The organism is Ectobacillus panaciterrae DSM 19096, assembly GCF_000430785.1.
GTDB lineage: Bacteria > Bacillota > Bacilli > Bacillales > Bacillaceae_G > Ectobacillus > Ectobacillus panaciterrae.
The window spans coordinates 105243-127173 of the sequence record NZ_AUMR01000005.1; the positions used below are offsets into that span (position 1 = coordinate 105243).

Below are 21931 nucleotides of genomic sequence, written 5' to 3' on the forward strand. Positions count from 1 at the left end.
AACGATTATATAAGAGAGACGGCAAAAAGTTCACTAAGCAGCGCTCTTGCTTCGCTGCCAGCGCTGTGCATAGGCGTTCACATATAAAAACAAAATAAACATCATCCCTCCCATGCAGTAGCCGCCAAGGATATCTGATGGATAATGAACTGATAACACAATACGGCTAAGACCGACTAAAAGAATAAGCAAAGCTGCCAACAATAGGACAATTGCTTTTTTAGCTTTTCCCATTTCTTGGATGATAATGACAGCCGCCAAAAATCCGTATGTGACAATGCTTAGCATCGCATGCCCGCTCGGAAAGCTGTATCCAAGTCCATCTACCGCTGCATTTAGAGAAGGCCGTTCTCTCGCAACAATTGCTTTCAGCACTTTATTAACAATACGTGTAGCTGCCACTGCCAATATAAATGCGATAATGGTCGGATACCTCTTTTTTCTCCAAAGCCAAATGGAGCTTAACAAAAGCGTACCTACAATCCCGATTCCCGAACCAAGTTCTGTAATCGCTTCAAAAAATGAAATACCGCCTTCCCCTTGCAGCGACTGCAAGCGTCCCTTCATCCATACATCGACGAACACCGCTTCTTTGTTCATAATTTTTGTCATGATTAATCCGGCAAACGTAAGAAATACGAGTATAAAGGCTATTGCATATGTATGTTTATTTATATATCGTTTCATTTCACTCTCTCCTATCAAAAAAAGCGAAGGCTACACTAGACATATTCCCGAAATTTTATATTTCCCCATCCATAAATGAAAACACGATTTCTTGCAGAAATCGCGTCCTTTAATTGTTCCTTCTCTAAACGTTCGTAAACTGTCTGCTGTTCAATAAGATCCCGAGTCTCTTTTTATTTTTCTTTACCCGTCTTAAGCTTTGTCCAATATTCATCGTATACACGAGTCTGATTTCCTACATCAACGAGCCACTCTGTACGCCCCAGCTCTTCCTTGGTTAAGAAAATCATATGATTATCCCGGTATTCTTTGCTGTGAAGCGGATACGCCTTCTCATTCGGGTTGCTATATCCGATTGATTCGTAATTCTTCACGCTTACCTTTGAATCCATTAAGTAATTAATGAATTTCTCGGCGAGCACCTTATGCTTGGCGCCTTTTGGAATCGCCAGGGTATCTGCCCAAATCGTGCCGCCTTCTTTTGGCACAACATATTCTACATCCTTATTATCCTTTGCGATGAAGGCCGCATCACCGGACCAAACTGTCCCGATCCACGCTTCTTCCGCAATAAACTTTTGCTTGATGTTATCCGTATCAAATGCAAGAACGTTCGGCAGCACCTTTTGTAAGTCCTCGTAAGCTGTTTTAATCTCACCTTCGTTTTTCGTGCTGTTAGAAAATCCATTCTTTTTCAGCGCCATCCCCAGCACTTCACGAGAGTCATTCAGCATCACAACGCGGCCTTTATATTTCGGATCCCAAAGGTCGTTCCAGCTTGTCGGAGCCTCTTTTACATATTTCTTATTATAAGCAATCCCAGTTACACCCCAAGTATATACAAGAGAATAGTTATTGCCTGGATCATACGGCGGTGTTTGGAAAGTAGAACTAAGATTGCCGAGGTTCGGGATATTTTCCTTGTTTAACGGTTCGAGCAGCTTCAACTTAATCATCGTTGCCACCATGTAATCGGACGGCTGAATTAAGTCATATTTCGCCCCGCCCGCTTGAAGCTTCGCCAGCATCTCTTCGTTGCTTGCATATTTGTCATAGTTTATTTTCACATTGTACTTTTTCTCAAAATCTTTAAGAACTTGATCATCAAAGTTATCTGCCCAGCTATAAATATTAAGCTCTTCCTTCTTTTCTCCGCACCCCGCCAATGCACCGCCGATTAACGTAAAGCTAAGCACAGCACCAGCTGCTATTTTCAGCCACTTCATAAAAACCCCTCCTTTAATCTATAACGGCAATCTTCTGCTACTTGTTCCTTTGCTCCGGAACAGTTCAGATGCAATCATAAGTCCTACAATCAACACAATTAAAATTGTAGAAAGTGCATTGATTTCCGGGGTAATACCGCGCTTTACCATACTGTAAATATATAGCGGCAGCGTCGTGGAACCTGGTCCGGAAACGAAAAAGCTGATAACAAAATCATCAATTGACAAAGTAAACGTCAGCAATGCCGCTGATACAATGCCAGGCATTAAGCTCGGCAGCGTAACGTAGCGAAATGTTTGCCACGGAGTTGCGCCGAGGTCATTTGCCGCTTCCTCCAATTCTCTTCCCATGCCGGCAAGCCGCGCTGATACAATTACAACAACAAAGGAAATACTGAAAGTAACATGAGCGAGAATAATCGTCATTTTCCCAAGTTCCAGCTGAAGCTGGCTGAATAAAATCAAAAGCGACAAGCCCATTAAAATATCCGGAACAAGAATCGGCAAATATACAAGACCACCCAGCGCATGCTTAAAGCGATATGTATACCGGTGCAGTGCGATGGCACAAAGCGTTCCCATCACGGTCGCCAGAAGAGTCGCAGCCAGTGCTATGACGAGACTGTTGATAAAGGCGCTGATGACATCTGAATTTTGAAGCAAATCGCTGTACCAATGAAGCGTAAAGCCCTTCCACTGTGCATTGATGCGTGAATCGTTAAATGAGTACACAACCAGCACCATCATCGGCAAATATAAAAACAGCAGCACGAGCCAGGAATAGGTTACTAAAAACTTCTTCATCCGTTATTCCCCCTTACTCTCATAGTTGTATACTTTTGCTGCGCGATAATACAAATAAATGAGCAAAATGGAGAATAACACGATTACAAGCGAAAGCGCAGAGCCAAACGGCCAGTCGCGCGCGCCTAAAAACTGATTTTGAATTACATTCCCGATTAATGATACTTTAGAACCGCCCATAACGTCCGAGACTACAAACATGCCGATAGAAGATACAAATACGAGAATAGAACCCGTCACAACACCGGACATCGTCATGGGCAGCGTAACATGCCAAAACGCGCGAAGCGGCGAAGCGCCTAAATCGTATGCAGCCTCCAGCTTTCGCTTATCGAGCTGTTCGATGGAAGCGTAAACAGGCAAAATCATAAATGGAAGCAAAGAATAAACCATGCCCAGAATAACTGCAGGTGTATTATACAAGAGCTTTAAAGGCTCATCGATCACGCCTAGATTTAAAAGAACCGTATTTACCAATCCTTGCGAGCGCAGAATGACAATCCATGCATAGGAACGCACAAGAAAGTTAATCCAAAACGGAATCGTGACAAGCAGCAGCAAAAGAGGCTGCCATTTCCGGTCTACTACGGTTACTGTATACGCAAACGGGTAGCCCATCAAAAGACAAAGAACCGTCGTGACAATTGCAATTTTCAGCGTTTCCCACAGAACACTTATGTACAAGGAATCAAATGCACGGCTAATATTTTCAAGCGTAAAGGTCATTACAATTTCACCGTACGTTCCTCTTTGAAAGAACGAAAATACCATTACAGCCAACAAAGGAACGAGGAAAAATACAAGTAACCAGACAGCTGCCGGCAGCGCCAGCCATTTCCCCTTCCTCAACGCAAAGTCACCTCGTCCTCTTTGCTCCAGCCGACATATACAAAGTCACCGATATGCCAATGACGGGATTCCTCCCCTTGCTGGTACGCAACTATCAGTTCTGCCGTTGCCGTATCCCGAATATATAGCTTCTCGGCATTCCCAATGAACTCCGTATCTTCAATACGGCCAAGACGATAGCCTAGCGCATTCGGTTCTTCAGAAGGACGCACCTTCACCTTTTCCGGACGAATCGCCACACAAGCGTCTCCGTCTGCAAAAATATTATTCTCACCAATGAACGTTGCCACAAACATCGTTTTCGGTTCATGATAAATTTCCTTTGGCGCACCAATTTGCTCAATGCGTCCTTGATTCATCACCGCAATTCGATCGCTCATGCTCATCGCTTCTTCCTGATCGTGCGTCACATAAATGAACGTAATGCCCAAATTGCGCTGCAGACTTTTCAGCTCCCTTTGTAAATCTTTGCGAAGCTTAAAGTCCAACGCCCCGAGCGGCTCATCAAGAAGCAACACCTTCGGATTGTTGACGATGGCACGCGCAATGGCAACACGCTGCTGCTGTCCGCCGGAAAGCTGAGAAGGCTTGCGACTGCGAAATTCAGTAAGCTGCGTCAAACGCATCGCTTCTTCTGCCCGCTCTTTTTGCTCTTTCTCCGGAACATTCTTCATTTGAAGACCGAATCGGACATTCTTTTCCACAGTCATATGCGGAAAAAGCGCGTAATGCTGAAATACTAAATTCATATCCCGTTTATAAGGAGGCAAGTTTTCGATTGCTTGCCCGCTCAATAAAATGGTGCCGTCAGTCGGCGCCTCAAACCCCGCAATCATGCGAAGCAACGTCGTTTTTCCGCATCCGCTCGGTCCTAGAATCGTCAGGAATTCTCCTTCTTGAATATCCAGAGACAACGGCGGAATAATCACATGATCCCCAAACTGCTTTTCTATCGCTTCAATTTCAATTATCTGTTTCATCAGCTCTTCCTATCTATCTCATATTTTTCATGCATTTGTATGAACTATAAGTAGAATGCGCCAATGCTATATACAAGTGAATAAAAAAACTGTCTTTTCATAGCGGGGAGAGATTAAAAGACGTGCAGAAGCGGTCAAACCTTTGGTTCATGCAAGGGTAAACCAGAAGCATACCATACTCCCTTTTGGTTGCACATAGCACATGGACATGTCGAAATTATCATTCACTCATATATAGCCTTACCCGTAGTGTGCATTGCTTTACGTTCTGCCATACCCCGAACAGAAAAACCCCTTCATGCGAAGGGGGTAGCTGCAAATTGACGAAAAATTTATATATTATACTTATTTTAACAATTTTCTTATAAATTTTAAAGCGCTTTTATTTAGATAATAGCGAAATTTAACATCCATGTATAAAGATTTAAATCGGTACTTTCTTTTTCAACTGGCATCCTCTCCTAAACACTTTTTATGTCTAACAATTTGAAAATATTAAATCCTCTACATAACTCCAATTCATTTACATATTTTGTAATATTTTTAATAAAATTGTAAATATTTAGTAAATTAATATTAACTTTTTTAAATTTTTTGATAATTATTGAAAAACATGCGAAAATCCTTTACAATTTGTATAACAATGCCGTAAATTGTCTTTTCATTCTAAATATCACATATCCTTACATAAAAATAACATTCTACTTTCTATGTTTTTTTGCAGTATTACAATATAATTAGGGAGGAAATGAAATTGGAAGCACAACAATTGGACATGCTTGATTCAGAATGGATTGATTTGATGGTAGTTGCATTGGATTTAGGACTGAACCCCCAGGAAATTCAATTTTTCCTTCAAACTACCGCACCATAATCTTACAATTCTTTACCTTCCTAACATTTCGTACATAAATATGTTATAATAATTTTATCTAACGGTATTACTTAAGAAAGGTGCGTTTAATTATGATTGGCGAGCGTATAAAGCGATTGCGCCTTCAGAGAGGCATCTCCTTAACCGAGTTAGCAGAAAAGGCAGGCGTAGCAAAATCATACATAAGTTCGATTGAACGAAATTTGCAGCAAAATCCATCCATTCAGTTTTTGGAAAAGATTGCACATGTCTTACACGTTCCTGTCGATTCCCTTCTCTATGACTATCCTTTAGGAGAGAAGGACTTGGATTCAGAGTGGATGCAGCTTGTAAAAGAGGCAATGTCTTCCGGAATTTCCAAAGATCAATTCCGGGAATTTTTAGAATTTAACAAATGGCGATTGGAAAAAAAATAAACATTGCAGCACAAATAGAGCAGCCTTATATAGGCTGCTCTAACTTTATGCACGTTTTCTTACCTTTTAGACGATTTTTTATTCACTTGTATATAGCTGGACATATCCTCCAAATTTTATACTTTCTCTTTCAAAAAAGACCGCGTTCTAAAAACGCGATCACATTTTACCAACATTTCTCTTTCTTTTTTTCACCATAACTCCGAATCCGCTCGTAAACAAAAGTCCAATTACAATAAAGAACATCGGAAACGCCGAACCTTTTTGCGCCATCACTTCCGTTACCGGCTTTTCAAACTTCACATCAGCCTTCGCAAGCATCTTAATAGAATCAATAACTTTCCCGTTCTTCATAAGATCGACCTGCCCAAGCACTTCACCTTTACGAATCCCTTCTTCATACAGCTTCTTGTGCTCAAATTGAAGCGGATGGAATACAGTCTCTATGTGCTTTCCTTCTCCCTGCTTCAAGGAAAGCTCATATCCCCTCTCCAGTTCTACCGGCACAGACTTGTCCAAATAAGAAATTTGCTGGCTCCACACATTCTTATCTAAAATACTTTGCTTCGCAAACTGCGGAAACGCATAGTCTGAAATGACTTTCATATCATTATAAACGGCTGGATTTTGAGAAGCCATCACAACATTTACAATCTCACTGTCATCCTTTTTATCAATCTGCACAAGCGTATTGTGCGCTTCATTCGTAAACCCCGTCTTCGCCCCGATACAATTCGGGTCATTGAAAAACTTTCCTTTATTAAAGATAGAAACTGTTTGACGAGACGTGGTCACATTCGTACGCTTTGTAATCATCGCCTTCATCAATTCAGGATGCTTGCGCGCTTCTCTTGCAATCATTGCCATATCATACGGCGTTGTATAATGATTCGGATTATGCAAGCCATTCGGTGTTATAAAATTGCTGTCCTTCGCGCCGAGCTGCTTTGCTTTCTCATTCATCAGCTTCGCAAACGCTTCCGTATTCCCCGAAACATGCTCTGCGATCGCATACGCCATATCATTGGCGCTCAACACCATCAAAATCATAAGAGCCGTCTCCCTGTCTACCGTCTCCCCAGGCTGAAACTCGATTTGATAGTTGCTCTTCTCTTCCTCCAGCGCTTTTTGAGAAAATGCAATTCTCTCTCCCGGCTTCGTATGCTCCAACAGCAATACCCCCGTCAAAATCTTCGTCGTACTTGCCGGAAACGCCCGATGATGCGCTTCCTTATCAAACAGTACGTCCCCTGTCTTCGCATCAATCGAAACCGCATACTTCCCTGTAACCTCCGGCTGATTTGCGTACACAGACGATGCGCCAAACAACAACATCACAATCATCAATAACGCTACTCTTTGTTTTTTCATCTCATTCTCCTTCCATTCAATTTATCTGTAAACACGAGAATGTAACTTCCCCACAACTTTTATAATTACATAAATTGTAAATACGAGATTGCGCTTTCAAATACCTTTTCACTATAACATAATTTAAAATAGATTTGGCTGCTTTCAAAACGCTTAATTATAAAATCAAGATTTAACAATAAAATATACTAAGTACCAACGCAGCAATTTCTTTTTCCCGCTCATATCTCCCGATCCGCATCAACACTATAATTCTGAGACAGTGCATATTTTTATAGACTTTGCAGTATGCATTTGATAAGGTGTTCAAGACAGACAAAAAATGAATAAACTACTATGAATTGGAAGTGTTTAACATGAGAAGAACCTTTAAAATGAAAGTTCCCAGAAACACAGCAATCATGATTAACGGCTCCATTTTGGATGTAGACGTATCTCATAATGAATTTCTAAACGAATTTATTGAATGGGTCGAATCCAAAGGCTGGAACTTCATGGGTGCTACAGCTGAAGTAACGGAAGAAGAAGCTGCGGAGAATTTAATGCGCTTTATCAAAGACCAGAAGGCGAATGAGGAAGAGTAACATCTTTTGATTCGTCTTCCTTCATTAATATAGTGTTTTGTAAATAGCGGCGCAGAATAAGAGTGTGAAAAAAATGATGAATGGATTGTAAAAAGCTATTGATTTCATGAGGCTTGTACTATAAAATAGACATTACATCCCATATCGTGATCCTATAGCTCAGCAGGGAGAGCGCCACCTTGACAGGGTGGAGGTCGCTGGTTCGAGCCCAGTTGGGATCATTACGTTACGAAAACCGTGTCAGATTAACGTCTGATACGGTTTTTCTTTTCCGTTGACTTATCGCTGACTTGACGCACGGTGGCGGTCGGCTAAGGCGGATAGTTATACGTCTCTCATCTCGTTTTCAATAACGAAATGGGAGGTGTTTTTCTATAATGTACGTGTAACAAAAAACGCGAGTATCTCAAAAAAAGCTAGTACTTTTGGGATGTTGCTTCCATACATATCCATCACTAAGCACTATTCGCTTACAACACACCCCTTCCGTTTGTGATAGGGTAGCCCTATGCAAATATCCTCGATTATTATTCAATTGTTATATCATATTCCATTCTTTTTGCTGTCTTATCAGCTATTTCAACTCCCAAAAGACTTTTTATAATGTGGAATGACATGTTAATACCTGCTGAAATTCCACCAGATGTTATAATATTTCCTTCATCAACAAACTTAGCATTTCTCTGAACCTTGATAAAAGGGAACTCCTTCTCTAAACGATCTAGATCCATCCAATGAGTAGTCGCTTTTTTATTATTTAATAATCCTCCTTTGGCAAGTAAAAAAGCACCCGTACAAACAGAAGCTAAAATCTCTACCTTTTTCGCTTGATGTTTGATCCAGTCAATTACAATAGAATTATGAATTTCAATCTCTTCAGCTCCGTATCCACCAGGTACGATAAGGATATCAAACATAGGTGCATCTGAAAAACTATAATCAGGTTTTACCATTAAACCATTACGTGCTTTAATCATTTCTCCGGATTGGGACACTGTTTTAACTAAAAATGGTTTGTTATCAGAGTGGGGTTCCGTAGTAAGAGAAAAAACCTCAAAAGGTCCAGCAAAGTCTAATACTTCAACTTCGTTAAAAAGTAGTATACCGACGATTCTTTGTTCCATAGATAAACTTCCTTTCAAATTGAAATTCCCTTCACAGTTCACATAATCGCACTTATCAGAAGTAAATTAATTTATTAGCTCGTATCTATACCAACGATAAAATAAAAAATTATATAAATCAATGAGGAATTAACCATACGACAATATCTCTTAAATTCGCTTCTTCTAAACGGGTAATAACACAAAAAGACAGTGAATAAAAAAACCGTCTTTTAATAGTGGGGAGAGATTAAAAGACGTGCAGAAGCGGTCAAACCTTTGTAGTGGTTCATACAAGGGTAAACCAGAAGCATACCATACTCCCTTTTGGTTGAACATAGCACATGAACATGCCGAATTTATCATTCACTCATATATAAAAAACTCAGGTTAGATAACCTGAGCCTTTAGGACACGATGTACTTTTATTTCTTACGACGTAAGGACATAATCAATGCTACGATTGAAAGTAAAAGGGAGAGAATCGATACAACCATTGTAGTTGTTTGGGTACCTGTGTTCTCTTTCGCTGTTTTAGTTGTATCTTTGACAGAATGATCTTGGCTTATATTTTGTTGGCTTGTTGCCGTAGTAATAGTAGTAATGGAATGTGGTTTATCTGTCCCTTCCCCCCCTGTCCATTCTACAATGCTGCCATCTTTATAGTATTGGTAAGCATCCCAAGCTGCTTTTTCTGTGTTGCTTGGATTTTTGGCAACAAACGTGAATTGCTGAAATTGTCCAGGCAAAATCCCTTCACCAGATGTCATCCAAGTAACAGCGGTTACTTTTCCATCACTGTTTTTTTCTGTACTCACCGTCCATCCAGATACGGGCTCATATTGTTGAAATTCTACGCCAGCAGGCATTTTTAAGGTTACTTTTGTTGTTGGCATATCCTTTTCAACCGGTACCTTAACGGTATATGTTTCCCACGCTCCAGTTGTCGAAGTATTTGGCTTTACAGTTACATGAGCACTGGCTGGTACTGAAAAAAGAACCACTGCAAGTATTGTTGGAATAATCATTGTTGCTAACTTTTTCATTTTAATACGATCTCCTTTACCATCTTATTATCGATTGCCTACCGTCGAACGAAAATCTATATCAAAACTGTCGAGAGATGTTGTCAATCCATGCACATGTATATTCCATTGCCCTGTCATATTGAAATACATACCTCTTGTTTGAAACTTTCCTATTGATACGGCTGGAACCCTGAATGTATCTTTTCCCATCTCCATATCTAGAGAAGAAACTGTCAATGTGATTTGTTCAATATCAGTAACAGGTTGTCCACTTTTATCTTTTAAATCAATATCAAATGTATTCATCCCTACTACATTGGGGCTAATGCTTAAAGTGAGTTGATATCCATTATCCAACTGCTTTGTTTCATGAATCGGCCCTGTTGCTGGCACCGGAGGGGTTGGTAAATTCGTCAAAATTGCTGCAATCGCCATAACAATAATCCCTACACTCAACTCGACACCAGCTGTAACCCCAAGTCCTTTACTCCGACGTATCTTACTCTTCACAAAATGAACAGCACCTAGCACAATCATTACTACAAATAAAACGATCTTAGCCAGCAAGGTTTGTCCATAACCTGTATGAAAAAGAGAATTGATTGTTGGAACAAATAATGTGCTTGCAACAATTCCTGTAAAGAAAATTACCGCAGCAGCTGCCATTGCCCAAGGTGAGAAACGGCGAATTGCATCCCAATACAAAGACCAATCTCTTTTATCATTTTCTTTACTGGTATCACCCGCAGGCAAGATAAAAACAATAGCAGCTATCCCTCCCACCCACAAGGAGGCAGATAATAAATGGAGAAAATCCATGAAAACGGCTATTTCTTTATACTTTGAACCTGATGCATGGCCGGTTAAGGCTTTCGTTACAAGCAGTCCTAATATGATAATAATTTGTACTCCCCATGCTTTAAAGGAAGAAAATTCCCCTCGTTTTATAGCCAAATATGTTGTTAAAGCAAGTATGCTAACGAGAACCATCTGAATGATCCACACATGTCCAAAAGCAGGAAGTTCTAGGGTCTCCTTCAATAACGAAGGACTAAAAGCTTGTGACCATGGTACGTCCGCATTAATTGTTGCTTGCAAAGGAAGACTGAACAACAAACTAACCGTAATTCCAAGCAAGGATAACCAAAGGATTAACTTATTGCGTGATTGAACCTTAGTAGACTGATTATGATTTGCTCTATAAATAATAAGATTAAAAAATATAACACCAATATAGAGAGCAAAGCTTGTATATAGGAGTACCCTCTCAATAATCATATCTGCCTTTGGTATATATCCGGTTGTTTTCGCTTGTAGTGTACTAGAATCTTTTCCGGGTGTACCAATACTAAATGGAATCACACCTTGAACAGGGTGGCCATCCGCAGAAATGACTTTCCATTGGATAGAATATGTACCCTTTGGTATGTTCTTTTGCACCCCTGTCTCAATAATCTTCGGTTTTTTTTTATTAATATGGGTATTTTTTAGGTCAACACGTTTTCCTGAAGCATCTATTACAATAAGGGAATCAAAACCGGAAGACTGGATTTCCTCATCAAACTCAATACTTATAACGGAAGGCGCTTTAGCTAAAATTTCATTTTCCATAGGTGTTGCTTTAATAATATAAGCATGCGCAGAAGCAAAAGTGGGAACTAGTATAATTAATACATACACCATTAACATCCATAAACCTAATTTTTTTATTCCAGCCATCTTTATTTCAACTCTTTTCTTCCATTCACATCGGAAATGCTAAAATCAAAACCTCAAAATCATAATAATTCCAAAGAATACCCGTTATTATTTTATACAAATTAAGAAAAAAATCTGTGAATAAATTGCGAATAAATTGTGAAATAGTAGGAAATAGCGGCACATCATCAAACGCCGCAAGCATTTGAAGAACAGATGAAAAACGCAGCTTAGGATTTAACTTTTTTTGTCCAAAATATTGACTCAAATCCATGTTTGTATTTGCACAAAAACTAAGTCAGGCGGCCATAACGACTGCCTGACTTTCAATACGTTTATTCCAATGTTAGTAAATACTTAATCAAAGCATCTTGCTCTTGTTTGGAAAAACCTGTTGAAGCATCTACCCAATAATCATGTCCTTCACCTGTTACATGTGCTTTTCTTACATCGTCTGAAGATTGATTCGCTTTTACTACTTGATTCCTCAAATTTTTATCCACTAATGCCCGCAAACTGTTAAACGGATCAGGTAAAATTCCTTTATTTAATGTTCCCGCCATGCCTAATTGAGTTTTAGGATCAGCTCCAACTGCGACCCCGCCCTCATGTAAATATGGGGCAGACCAATAAAGACCGATGAGGCTAGGAACTTTATATCCTCCTGCTGTACCGCCAATTCCATATGCCAGCTTAATTTGTTCAGAGTCTAAATCTTTCACCGGGACATTTAACACACGTGCACCTTTTGGAACAGGTACAGGTGTATCAGGCGAATAAATCACGGGATCTGTCAAGAGCTCCCCTGCCTTCCTGAACCCTTTCGCCCTTGTTGGTTCCGTACCAATTTCTTGCGCAGAAATAATTTTATTATTTGTTAAAAACTCCCCTGCGTGACAGGAGATACATGATGCACGTTCAAATACCCGTTTACCCAATTGCTTTTCTTCTTCTGTTGCCTTAATTGGTGCCTTTGGAGGAACAAGCGTATTCTGAAAGGCTGACATGGCATTATTTTGCTCTCCTACTCTTGTTCCCGGTGAACTGACAATAAGCCCGTTTAATGAAATAAGTGTAGGTCTTGGGTAGGATGGAAGTGTAACCGCTTTATTTAACCCGGGAGCTGTAGGTGTTGGGTCTACTTCAGCAAAAAATTCCGAAGGCTTCTTTCCTTTATTAGGATCATATCGATATTTTGGATTTGCTGCATTTTGCAAGATGGTGCCCAAATATACTTCTTTGTCAATTCCGAAAATGGCTTTACTTGCTTCAGCAAGGGTGGTCATATCAGAACCTTGGGCATGAACCGCATTATTCAACACACTTAACCCCTTAAACGATCCAGCCATTGAAAATCCGCTCCAGCTGTACGGATGATCTCCCAACGTGAAAGAATCAGGGGTTTGAGATGCGTTGTTGACAGAGTCGAGAGTAACATCAAAGCTTCCTTTAGGCCACTTGATGACGCTTTCATCTACGGCCGCTTCTAAAGCTTTTGGATCCGGCAACGGTTCTTTTTTCCCATCACTTGTCGTAACAGTTTTGTCAAGATTCTTCATATAGTTTTTTAAAGCTGTAACCTCCGTACGTCCAAAATAAGCAGATGTATTCGTACCCAATGCAAGAAGAAGTCCGAAATCAACATCACTATTCACAGCTCCTTCTATTACCTTCTTATTAACCGGATCAACCGTAGCATGGCAAGATACACAGCTTATCCCAACCTTTAATCTTCCTTCTGACCTCACAATTGGCAAACCAAGAACTTCGTTAGAACCTTTTGCAACATCCAATCCTGTATCAATTTTTGTACCTTTTTTAAAAGTTTTTCCTCCTATCGTTACGGTTTCCGCCAATTCCACACGCAAGTTGGTCGTACCTTCACCATTTAATTCCTTTACCGCCTTTTGAAGGTTTTCAATCGTGAGCGGACCGTTATAAAAAGCTCCAATAATGTCTGTTAAGAAGACTTCATTTCCAAATGTTTCTTCATAAAAAGATTTTCTTCCCAAATCTAATAGAGCCTGATCAATTTTTACCGCTCCATTCTGAGGAGACAATAACGCTCTCCCTTTCTCTGTTTGCAATAATTTATTGGCCTCTTTTTGTGAGATCGTTCTTCCCCAAAGATCATATGCAGGTTTATCTTCATTCTTTTCCATCGTCGTTGGTTCAGGCTGCAATATTTGACTTTCAGTGGGAATAAAAGCATATCCTGGTTTACAAAGAGCTATCGCTAAAGCTGACGCAACACCAAAGTATAAGATCCATTTCCTTCCTTTCATCTGTTCCCCTCCTCTAGGAAAATAAAGTGCAAAAACTACCTTTAATTTCTCGCCTTTTGGAAAGAAATATACTTTATCCAGACTACTGTTACATTACAAAGGAGGAGTTGGATCAATAAATCAAAAATATTAGCTAACAGCCAAATTATTTATATACAAGTGAATAAAAAAACCGTCTTTTGATAGTGGGAAGAGATCATCCGGCGACGTGCAGAAGCGCTCAAACCTTTGGTTCATGCAAAGGTAAACCAGAGAGAAGAAGCATACCATACTCCCTTTTGGTTGCTCATAGCACATGGACATGTCGAATTTATCATTCACTCATATATAGGCACTCATCTATTCACCTTTTTAGAATATGTTATAAAAGAAAGATAACCTGAGGAGGCTTACCATGTATCACATCTATGGTTATGTAAAAACGTGCAATACAATTCCCATCACGTTTCCTCCACAATATCAGCCCCAACAACCTGGTATAGAATCCATCATGATTCCAAGACCTATATCCGAAAATCCTCATTATATTGGCAGCGGCAAATTACATAATAAAGTAGCCATTATTACAGGTGGAGATAGCGGCATTGGCCGGGCTGTCACAATTGCCTTCGCAAAAGAAGGAGCGCATGTAGTCATTGTTTATTTGAATGAACATGGAGACGCTTTAGAAACAAAATATAGAGTTGAACAATTGGGACGAAATTGTCTAACAATAGCGGGGGATATCGGAGATGAAAGTTTCTGTCAATACATTGTTCAAAAAACCATCGAAGTATTTGGTCATCTTGAAATCCTTGTTAATAACGCCGGGGAAGCACATCCGCAAGCAAGTATTAAAGACATATCTGCAAAACAACTTCAACGTACCTTTCAAACAAATATTTTTTCATTTTTTTATTTAACGAAAGCAGCGCTTCCCTATTTGAAAAAAGACAGTTCCATTATCAATACTACTTCTTCAGTCGCATACGAAGGACATGAAAACATTATCGATTACGCCGCATCTAAGGGAGCCATCGTCTCTTTTACTCGTTCGTTAGCGTTATCCGTCATAGGCCAGGAAATCCGTGTTAATGGTGTTGCTCCCGGCCCTGTCTGGACTCCTCTCGTACCTTCGAGTGGTCCACCGGAAGCCTATGCAACATTTGGAAGTAACACGCCGATGAGACGGGCTGCACAGCCCTTTGAGCTAGCACCAACTTATGTATATTTGGCTTCAAATGATTCTTCATATGTATCCGGCCAAATTCTACATGTGAACGGCGGAACAATTGTAAATGGGTAAATTGTTCCGATGGCGGAGACAATCAATTAGATTTTGTGTGTCGTTGAAGATAAAAAAGGAATAGGCTACATTCATTAGCATTCAGCATAGTATATGTCAAAAGGGTGTGATGATATTGAAAAAAAATCAAATAGAAAAAGAAAAACAAGCAATCAGTACCATTCAACGGAATATTGATATCATTACAGCCACATTATTAGCGACTGGACAATTTACAATTATAGGAATCTTTGTTACACCAGGAGGGTTTCGGATTTCAGTAGGCGGACCGCTTACAGGCACCAGCAGATTAGAGGGGAAATCAGGAAGCCGAGCAGTGAATTTGATTATTGATGTATTTGACATTCTTACCGCTGTATTATTAATTACCGACCAAATCAATGTCACAGGTACCTTTATTTCTTCTCCCGAAAGGTTTACCGTCAACGTCAGCGGACCAATTTTTGGGGTACCTAAAACAGGACCAGCCCTTCCCGATGTAAACAAAATTTTTACCGATTTCCGCAAGATTGTACCAAAACACTTCAATGTCAATCCTGAATTATTGAGAAAACTTACAAAGGAGTGATTGTTATGGCTTTAACGGATATTCCAACTATTAAACCACCTGAAGGCCTCATTTTTCTCACAGCTATCTCTCTAGTTACCTTTATATTTTTCTTTACACAACCCAAGCCAGGTGATACCGGGGGTATATAGCGCGAGACAAGATAAAAACTCAAGGGGCGCAGAAAAAGAGAGGACCAAAGCAATGATCCTCTCTTAGTACTGAAGATAATATTTTTTAATTAAAAATTCTGCTAGCATAAGAGGTTTCTTACAGGCAAACTTCCAACTTTCAATGTTACAATCTATTCCTCACAGATTTTCTGTCATGTTTCTCTATCTTTTATTTTTTCTCTAAGATTGCTTAACCAATGTAAGCTTCTCCTTATTTTTTAGACAAACCTAAAATAACATCCCCGTAATTCAATACAATCTTGATTGGGGCTTTTCTTTGTAGACTTTACATTGAAGGCTTTAAGAATTGTGTCTTTATGCATAAAAAAGAGCTTCGCTGCTTATTGGGAGCTGCTTCTCGCTTGTTTACAGCAGAACAGCGGAAGCTCCATAGCGAACTAAGTGGAGGAATGTTTGCTTGGTATTGGCTTGAAGAATTACTGTTCACTTATGCTATATTTAGTTTCTATTACCAAAACCCACAATTTTTTCAGTTTGCATGTCTGCATAAATGCTTAGTGGGCCTAAAGTTGCATTCTTGTTTGACTTGAACGCAATAAGATATACTTCTTTACCATCATATTTAACATCGTTTAAACGTCCCATATCCTTATTCACAGTTATCTTTTTTATCGTTGCTTCTTTCCAAGTGCCAATCACCTCGTCTTTTGATTTTTGAGGTAACTGATTCCATACAGCTTCTCTAATATCCAGCTCATTGTCTTGGGTTTGAGCTTTCGTACTACCGCTTTTATCATTTTGAACTTTGGAACTATCTTGATTCTTCAACAAAGCAATTATTTGTTTTTCATCATCCTTAGTTAAAAGGTAATCTTCAATGTGAGTTTCATTTGGAGTCTTCTGGTATGCGATCGTAACTGGTTTTCCTTGGCTTTCTAACCAAATGAAGTAGGTACGACTGGAACCATCTTGATACTTAATTCTCATTTTGCAATCTACGTTGTCACTAGCTTTTTTATCAAATAGTAATGTCTTCTTTGTTGAATGCTCAATGCTAGAAACAAAGGTCATCATATCGTCTTCTTTTGTAAATGTTTTAGTTATTTTCGTTTTTGCAGGAGTAATTTCAATCTGTTTTACTTCTTTTTTCTCGAACATGACAGGATTTGCTTTTGTTTCCTTATCACTTGCTGACTTAGTTGAATCTGTTTGTGAGGTCTGAGAAGATTCTGAATTAGCGGCAGGAGCTTTACTTGTTTCCTTTTGTGTTGCTGTTGCAGCCACATCTTCTTGTTTGGACTTAGAAGAATCTGAATTAGTTGCACATCCAGCTAAACCTAATACAACCGATGAAACAAGAAACAATGAACTTGCTTTTTTCATGTTCTTCTCCCCTTTCTATTCCTCCTTTTAATTCTGTTTTATATTCACAACTTCCTTCAAATAAATACATAAAAAGGGTAAATAAATTAAATGAAGAACAGAACTATATAAATACAATTTATAAGTTCGACATGGATTTTACTCTGTTGGATAAATGAAAAAGGACAGCGTTTTACCGTCCTTTTCCATAACCGTCTATATCTTAATTGATTGTTTTAATATTGTCATTTATTGGATTGTTTATCATCTTGATTATTATCGGATTGTTTATGGCCTTGGTTGTGATTTATCTGTTCACCCGTAATCGGGTCTAGGAATAGCTTGTCCATATTAGGTTTATGTTTAAAATCAAACATATTGTTTAACGTACCTGCTACAGCATCAAAAGAATGATCGCCAATTCGCCCTAAGTTCCAGTTATCTTCAATAAAGCGTAAGATAGAGCTTTGATCCGTCAAAGTATGGTCTACGAAATTCTTCTTCGCGTATGGAGAAATGACCAAAAGTGGTAATCTCGGACCATACCCTGCGCGATCTAAATAATCACCGAGCTTTGGTTTCCCAGCGTTACCAGGTCCGTATAGGGCATCTGTTTTGGCATCATTTGATCCGTTTACGATCTGAGGCATCACATGGTCATACCAACCGTCAGAATCATCATAGGTAATAATAACTGCTGTATCTTTCCATTCCGGTAAATTTTGGAGATGATTGATCGTATCCACCATGAAATGCTGTTCATCTAACGGATCGGAATAGCCGGCATGTCCATCTTGATAGTTTCCTGCTTTCAGATAGCTCACCGCTGGCAGATTTCCAGTGTCTGCTGCTCTCCAGAAATCTTCCAAATCATATTGATGGTTCGCTTGATCGGTGCGGCCAATCATAGCAACTGAAGAAGGCGGCAAATGATCTGGGTTCGATGTAGATTTATAATATTGGAATGGTTCGTGATGCGGATTATAGTCTGTGACGGATTTACCTGCGATATTCTTATGCTGTGCAGTTGTATCACGGAATCCCCCTTGGAACCAACCCCAAGTTAGTTCTTTTTTGTTTAATAAATCTCCAACATTTTTTCCAGTTATTTCAGCTTGGGCCCGTTTCGGGTTCGAAGCTTTATCGAAATAAGGATCTGGATCTCCTATGATAGTTCCATTAACCACATTATCCTCGATATCTCCTAATTTTTGGCCGTTTTGGTATCCGACTGCTCCATGAGTCTGTCCAGAAATCAGATTGAGTGCGCCCGGAGTTGATGGGCCGAAGGTTGTATTAAATGAGTTATCGCTCATAGCAAAGTTTTGGGCATAGTTCCATAACCCGGTTACCGTATTTCCATCATAATAATCCATGACCAAGGACTTATCTGATCCGCCAGAAGTATACTCTACAAACTTATCCATTTTCCCGCCGTTAAACGCTTTTTGTTCAGCCGTATATTCGTGATCCATATCATCCGTCATCGCTTGAGAACGATCAAGACGTTTTGGATTAAACTGGTTCGGGTTATGGGTTAGAAGTTCATTCGTCAATCCGTTGACGGAAGGTGTATTAGGCTTTGCTTCAAATTTTGGTTCACCCACTGGGTTTTTCGCGTTTGGATAGGTACCAAAATAATGATCAAAGGAAACATTCTCACCGAAAATAACAACTACATGTTTAATCGGTGTTGCCGTTTCAGTGGATCCCTTCTCTTTCGAAATCACGGTATCATTATTCTTTTCTTGATCAGCAAATACAAGTGAAGGTATAGAAGTCGTAAAAAGGGTACTCAACGCCACAACACTGCTTGCAGCAAGACCTATTACCGTTTTCTTCTTCATTAATCTCAACTCCGCTAAAGTATTTTTTACAAGAATAATAGTAGGTTGTCATTATTAAGAAAAGATATGTGTAATATTAACTTTCTGTAAAGGGAAACACCACGTGCCGGTCTCGTGCAACTACAATAACAATGTAAAAAACACATAGATTCCTATCAGACCCCTACCTTATGCTGTAAGTCCAAACAATTGACGTTCTAATCCCTTCATTAGCACCTTACTTATTCCAATACTTTTAATGGGAAGAAAGTAAGGTTATAACAAAGAGACTAGGTCTAGGAGAGCTTAACTCAAAATAGAATGCAATATACAAAGAAAGGAGTGGGAACTTTGGAGGAAGAAAAAAATAATGAATTAACTAACGAATTAAAAGAGAGATTAAAAGAGGAAATAAAAACAGAAATAATAAGTGAACTGAAACCGCATCCCTATAAGGGAAAGAAAAAAGTTTACAAAATCCTTTCCGCAGCTCTTATCTTGTTATTTGTATTTGCGATAGGATTTGTTGCAGGTCATTTCGGAGAGCATCACAAAGAATTTCGTCATGCGTACCATAAAGGATTTCATGAAAAACGGGAAAATTCTCATGATTATCAGAAAGAATCACAAGATAAAACAGAAATGGATTCAAACCATTAAACCTAATCTCAGAAACAAGAAAACGAGCCATCTTAGCCTACTGAAAAAAATAAACATAAAACACTCTTTCAAAGTGAAAGAGTGTTTTATGTTTTTCTCCTCATTTTTGAGTTAATGTTTCTTGCAGTTCTTATACTACCCAACGTTCCTAAGATTCCTAGCGGATTAATCTACTCCATTATTCTTTTATAGTTTTTTTACGAATTGCAACATAAAGACAACCGCTAATTGCAAGTAAGCATAAACCAATTAATAGATTGTTAAAGGTATTAGTTGCTGTATCTGGTAATTGATTTTCGACTTTCTGTTCTGCTACACTTTTATCGCTATTGGAGTAGCTTACAAGTGCATAATTGGCAGTATTAGTCGGACTCTTGGCTACTTCCTTATTAACCTGTTGGTTCTCTTTTGTAAGAGTGCCTTGATTATTTCCTGAGCTATCTGGCTGATTTCCGCCTTGGTTACTCCCAGGATTATCCTGTTGACTTCCTGCTTGACCGCTTCCCGGAGCATTCGGCTGGCTTCCTGCTTGACCGCTTCCTGGAGCATCTGGTTGATTTCCTTCTTGGCCGCTTCCTGGAGCATCTGGTTGATTTCCTTCTTGGCCGCTTCCTGGAGCATCTGGTTGATTTCCTTCTTGACCGCTTCCTGGAGCATCTGGTTGATTTCCTTCTTGGCCGCTTCCTGGGTTATCTTGACGAGGCTTTTTCGGACTAAAAATAATTGAAATAAAACTTGACATTCCCGCTAAAACATCACTCGTATCAAAGAGTTTTCCTACAGAAATATAGTTCCCTATCGCTGCAATTCCCCAATCATACGTTTTAGTATATTCTTGGCTGTGAGTAATGTCTTCCTGACCTAGCTCATATTCATTTTGAAATCTTTCTACCTGTCCATTAACATTTATTTCTTGAACAAATTGTACGAATGTTTGCATTGTTCTCTTGAAAATATTTACTAGATTTTTAGATTCAACATGCACACGATCAGCTGTTGTTGTGTTCGTCCCAGCCACATCTACCTGCTGGTTCTGCCCCAATATTGCAGACCCGGAAGTTTGAACACCCTGTACTTGAACATTCGTTACTTCTGTTTGTTGTTCTTTCGTTATATCGGCTATACTTGAGTTTTGATTGGAGCTGACGTTTGTCTGTTGTCCCTGTATAATTTCCGCCTTCGATTCTGATCCTGCATGAGCATATTGCATTTGTTCTGTCGCAACATTTGTATCTTGATTTTGTTCAATTTCAGTTTTCCCTGAAATGAAGCGCTGAATTTGCGCTAGATGCGCCGCCACATCTTGTTCCTGATTCAATACCGCTTCTGCATTAGAAAGTGCCGATTGAACCTGAGCCGCTTGTAAATTTGCAGTCTGTTTTTGCTCAGCTGCATTCTTGTTGATCTGAGCGGATTGCAAAATATCGGAATAGTTGCTTGTCCACTGATTTTGTTGGACATCCGAGCCGCCCTGAGCCGTTTGTGATTGGTTCGTTTTAGTTTCTGCCGCCTGACCTTGCTCTACTTTATTTTGCTTATCAGCCGTTACGTCCCCGTTTCTCTCCGCATGCTGCTGTTGTCCATTTTTAATGTTAGTGGATTGCAGCTGAGATACTTCATCCCTGTTTTTGCCGCTGTTTTGACTCTGCGCTGCCTCACGATGAGTCGTTTGCTGCTGAGCGGCAGCTTGATCTCCCGCTACAGAGCTATTGTTTTCCAGGTTATCATTAGCAGGTTGATTTATGTTCGAATCTGCCTTCTCCCATTGAGCTTTTGTGTTGTTTTGTACATCGGATGCGGACGTATCATTAACATTCCTTTTATTATCGGGGGCTGTTTCTCCAATCTGTCCCTGTTTGGATGATGTCTCTTCATTACTTACTCTAGCTTGATTAAGTTTTGATTCTTGTGCCGAGACAATCGTTCCGCCTATCATTAGATTCGTTACCGTACAAAGAGCTATAGCCTTTTTTAACATATGTCCACCTTCTTCTAGTCAAAGTCAATTATTGGGTTGTATTGTTCATAATAATCAAATAGATTTGTAGAATTAGCCGCTTCATCCTCTTTATATACAACTGAATAAAAAAACCGTCTTTTTATAGTGTGGAAAGAGCATCCGGCGGAGCATAGAAGCGGTCAAATCCTTTTCCTGCCCCATACAAGGGTAAGAGAGAGGAAGCGAGTGCAGGCTTTGGTTCTGTATAGCAGT

19 protein-coding genes and 1 tRNA gene are annotated in these 21931 nt (G+C 39.5%); 7 read left to right on the forward strand and 13 right to left on the reverse strand.

The genetic code is table 11. The features are described from left to right. Window positions 1-33: 33 nt before the first annotated feature. The 5 genes from H540_RS0103280 to H540_RS0103300 all read right to left on the reverse strand — a co-directional run bounded on the left by H540_RS0103280 (window position 34) and on the right by H540_RS0103300 (window position 4546). A complete protein-coding gene (locus tag H540_RS0103280) occupies window positions 34-687 on the reverse strand; it encodes a phosphatase PAP2 family protein (RefSeq protein ID WP_028399401.1) in 654 nt (217 codons plus the stop codon). Between the two features lie 173 nt (window positions 688-860). Continuing rightward, on the reverse strand, window positions 861-1913 hold the full coding sequence (locus H540_RS0103285) for a polyamine ABC transporter substrate-binding protein (RefSeq protein WP_028399402.1): 1053 nt from the start codon (window positions 1911-1913) through the stop codon (window positions 861-863). An 18-nt stretch (window positions 1914-1931) separates the two neighbouring features. After that, window positions 1932-2717 (reverse strand): ABC transporter permease, encoded by a 786-nt coding sequence (locus H540_RS0103290; protein WP_028399403.1) that lies wholly within the window; start codon window positions 2715-2717, stop codon window positions 1932-1934. A 3-nt stretch (window positions 2718-2720) separates the two neighbouring features. Then, window positions 2721-3566 carry an ABC transporter permease gene (locus H540_RS0103295; RefSeq protein ID WP_028399404.1) on the reverse strand — a complete coding sequence of 282 codons (846 nt, stop codon included), beginning with the start codon at window positions 3564-3566 and terminating at the stop codon, window positions 2721-2723. After that, window positions 3563-4546: an ABC transporter ATP-binding protein gene (locus H540_RS0103300; protein WP_028399405.1), complete on the reverse strand. Its 984-nt coding sequence runs from the start codon at window positions 4544-4546 to the stop codon at window positions 3563-3565. The genes H540_RS0103295 and H540_RS0103300 overlap by 4 nt, the downstream gene beginning before the upstream one ends. A 966-nt stretch (window positions 4547-5512) precedes the next feature. Between H540_RS0103300 and H540_RS0103310 the strand changes: the two genes are divergently transcribed. Beyond that, the gene (locus H540_RS0103310) at window positions 5513-5836 is read left to right on the forward strand and encodes a helix-turn-helix domain-containing protein (RefSeq protein WP_028399406.1); all 324 of its coding nucleotides are present in this window, start codon (window positions 5513-5515) and stop codon (window positions 5834-5836) included. Between the two features lie 159 nt (window positions 5837-5995). Here H540_RS0103310 and H540_RS28885 read toward each other — a convergent pair whose 3' ends face one another. Next, window positions 5996-7180, reverse strand: a complete 1185-nt coding sequence (locus H540_RS28885; RefSeq protein ID WP_081414994.1) for a D-alanyl-D-alanine carboxypeptidase family protein — start codon at window positions 7178-7180, stop codon at window positions 5996-5998. 401 nt (window positions 7181-7581) lie between these two features. Here H540_RS28885 and H540_RS0103320 point away from each other — a divergent pair, with 401 nt between their 5' ends. Both H540_RS0103320 and H540_RS0103325 read left to right on the forward strand, forming a co-directional pair. Further along, the gene (locus H540_RS0103320; protein ID WP_028399407.1) at window positions 7582-7791 is read left to right on the forward strand and encodes a hypothetical protein; all 210 of its coding nucleotides are present in this window, start codon (window positions 7582-7584) and stop codon (window positions 7789-7791) included. 148 nt (window positions 7792-7939) lie between these two features. Then, window positions 7940-8012 (forward strand) — tRNA-Val (locus H540_RS0103325). Between the two features lie 306 nt (window positions 8013-8318). Here H540_RS0103325 and H540_RS0103330 read toward each other — a convergent pair. From H540_RS0103330 to H540_RS0103350, 4 genes are all read right to left on the reverse strand, one after another. After that, the gene (locus tag H540_RS0103330; protein ID WP_028399408.1) at window positions 8319-8915 is read right to left on the reverse strand and encodes a DJ-1/PfpI family protein; all 597 of its coding nucleotides are present in this window, start codon (window positions 8913-8915) and stop codon (window positions 8319-8321) included. Window positions 8916-9319: 404 nt separating this feature from the next. Continuing rightward, window positions 9320-9940 carry a YcnI family copper-binding membrane protein gene (locus tag H540_RS0103335; protein ID WP_034670263.1) on the reverse strand — a complete coding sequence of 207 codons (621 nt, stop codon included), beginning with the start codon at window positions 9938-9940 and terminating at the stop codon, window positions 9320-9322. 27 nt (window positions 9941-9967) lie between these two features. Next, the gene (locus H540_RS0103340; protein WP_425388069.1) at window positions 9968-11641 is read right to left on the reverse strand and encodes a copper resistance CopC/CopD family protein; all 1674 of its coding nucleotides are present in this window, start codon (window positions 11639-11641) and stop codon (window positions 9968-9970) included. A gap of 314 nt (window positions 11642-11955) precedes the next feature. Beyond that, window positions 11956-13905: a hypothetical protein gene (locus H540_RS0103350; protein ID WP_051316971.1), complete on the reverse strand. Its 1950-nt coding sequence runs from the start codon at window positions 13903-13905 to the stop codon at window positions 11956-11958. Window positions 13906-14299: 394 nt separating this feature from the next. Here H540_RS0103350 and H540_RS0103355 point away from each other — a divergent pair, with 394 nt between their 5' ends. From H540_RS0103355 to H540_RS35110, 3 genes are all read left to right on the forward strand, one after another. Further along, window positions 14300-15190, forward strand: coding sequence for an SDR family oxidoreductase (locus H540_RS0103355; protein ID WP_051316972.1), 891 nt, complete (start codon window positions 14300-14302; stop codon window positions 15188-15190). Between the two features lie 109 nt (window positions 15191-15299). Next, window positions 15300-15758: a hypothetical protein gene (locus H540_RS0103360; RefSeq protein ID WP_034670266.1), complete on the forward strand. Its 459-nt coding sequence runs from the start codon at window positions 15300-15302 to the stop codon at window positions 15756-15758. 5 nt (window positions 15759-15763) lie between these two features. Continuing rightward, entirely contained in the window at window positions 15764-15889 is a 126-nt protein-coding gene (locus H540_RS35110; RefSeq protein ID WP_281172451.1) for a hypothetical protein, read from the forward strand. A gap of 480 nt (window positions 15890-16369) precedes the next feature. On the opposite strand, the gene H540_RS31285 is transcribed toward H540_RS35110, so the two are convergent. Then, window positions 16370-17254, reverse strand: coding sequence for a hypothetical protein (locus tag H540_RS31285; protein ID WP_051316973.1), 885 nt, complete (start codon window positions 17252-17254; stop codon window positions 16370-16372). A 224-nt stretch (window positions 17255-17478) separates the two neighbouring features. Beyond that, on the reverse strand, window positions 17479-19080 hold the full coding sequence (locus tag H540_RS28895) for a phospholipase C (RefSeq protein ID WP_081414987.1): 1602 nt from the start codon (window positions 19078-19080) through the stop codon (window positions 17479-17481). A 330-nt stretch (window positions 19081-19410) separates the two neighbouring features. Between H540_RS28895 and H540_RS0103380 the strand changes: the two genes are divergently transcribed. Further along, entirely contained in the window at window positions 19411-19719 is a 309-nt protein-coding gene (locus H540_RS0103380) for a hypothetical protein (protein WP_155890922.1), read from the forward strand. Between the two features lie 178 nt (window positions 19720-19897). Here the strand turns inward: H540_RS0103380 and H540_RS0103385 are convergent, their stop codons facing one another. After that, on the reverse strand, window positions 19898-21697 hold the full coding sequence (locus H540_RS0103385; protein ID WP_028399416.1) for an LPXTG cell wall anchor domain-containing protein: 1800 nt from the start codon (window positions 21695-21697) through the stop codon (window positions 19898-19900). Window positions 21698-21931: the final 234 nt, after the last annotated feature.

Bases quoted from the DNA above. Each gene is read 5' to 3' on its own strand.
- H540_RS0103335 (WP_034670263.1), bottom strand. From the start codon at position 9,940: ATGAAAAAGTTAGCAACAATGATTATTCCAACAATACTTGCAGTGGTT.
- H540_RS0103280 (WP_028399401.1), bottom strand. From the start codon at position 687: ATGAAACGATATATAAATAAACATACATATGCAATAGCCTTTATACTC.
- H540_RS35110 (WP_281172451.1), top strand. From the start codon at position 15,764: ATGGCTTTAACGGATATTCCAACTATTAAACCACCTGAAGGCCTCATT.
- H540_RS0103350 (WP_051316971.1), bottom strand. From the start codon at position 13,905: ATGAAAGGAAGGAAATGGATCTTATACTTTGGTGTTGCGTCAGCTTTA.
- H540_RS0103300 (WP_028399405.1), bottom strand. From the start codon at position 4,546: ATGAAACAGATAATTGAAATTGAAGCGATAGAAAAGCAGTTTGGGGAT.
- H540_RS31285 (WP_051316973.1), bottom strand. From the start codon at position 17,254: ATGAAAAAAGCAAGTTCATTGTTTCTTGTTTCATCGGTTGTATTAGGT.
- H540_RS0103285 (WP_028399402.1), bottom strand. From the start codon at position 1,913: ATGAAGTGGCTGAAAATAGCAGCTGGTGCTGTGCTTAGCTTTACGTTA.
- H540_RS0103290 (WP_028399403.1), bottom strand. From the start codon at position 2,717: ATGAAGAAGTTTTTAGTAACCTATTCCTGGCTCGTGCTGCTGTTTTTA.
- H540_RS28895 (WP_081414987.1), bottom strand. From the start codon at position 19,080: ATGAAGAAGAAAACGGTAATAGGTCTTGCTGCAAGCAGTGTTGTGGCG.
- H540_RS0103385 (WP_028399416.1), bottom strand. From the start codon at position 21,697: ATGTTAAAAAAGGCTATAGCTCTTTGTACGGTAACGAATCTAATGATA.
- H540_RS28885 (WP_081414994.1), bottom strand. From the start codon at position 7,180: ATGATTGTGATGTTGTTGTTTGGCGCATCGTCTGTGTACGCAAATCAG.
- H540_RS0103310 (WP_028399406.1), top strand. From the start codon at position 5,513: ATGATTGGCGAGCGTATAAAGCGATTGCGCCTTCAGAGAGGCATCTCC.
- H540_RS0103320 (WP_028399407.1), top strand. From the start codon at position 7,582: ATGAAAGTTCCCAGAAACACAGCAATCATGATTAACGGCTCCATTTTG.
- H540_RS0103360 (WP_034670266.1), top strand. From the start codon at position 15,300: ATGATATTGAAAAAAAATCAAATAGAAAAAGAAAAACAAGCAATCAGT.
- H540_RS0103340 (WP_425388069.1), bottom strand. From the start codon at position 11,641: ATGGCTGGAATAAAAAAATTAGGTTTATGGATGTTAATGGTGTATGTA.
- H540_RS0103355 (WP_051316972.1), top strand. From the start codon at position 14,300: ATGTATCACATCTATGGTTATGTAAAAACGTGCAATACAATTCCCATC.
- H540_RS0103330 (WP_028399408.1), bottom strand. From the start codon at position 8,915: ATGGAACAAAGAATCGTCGGTATACTACTTTTTAACGAAGTTGAAGTA.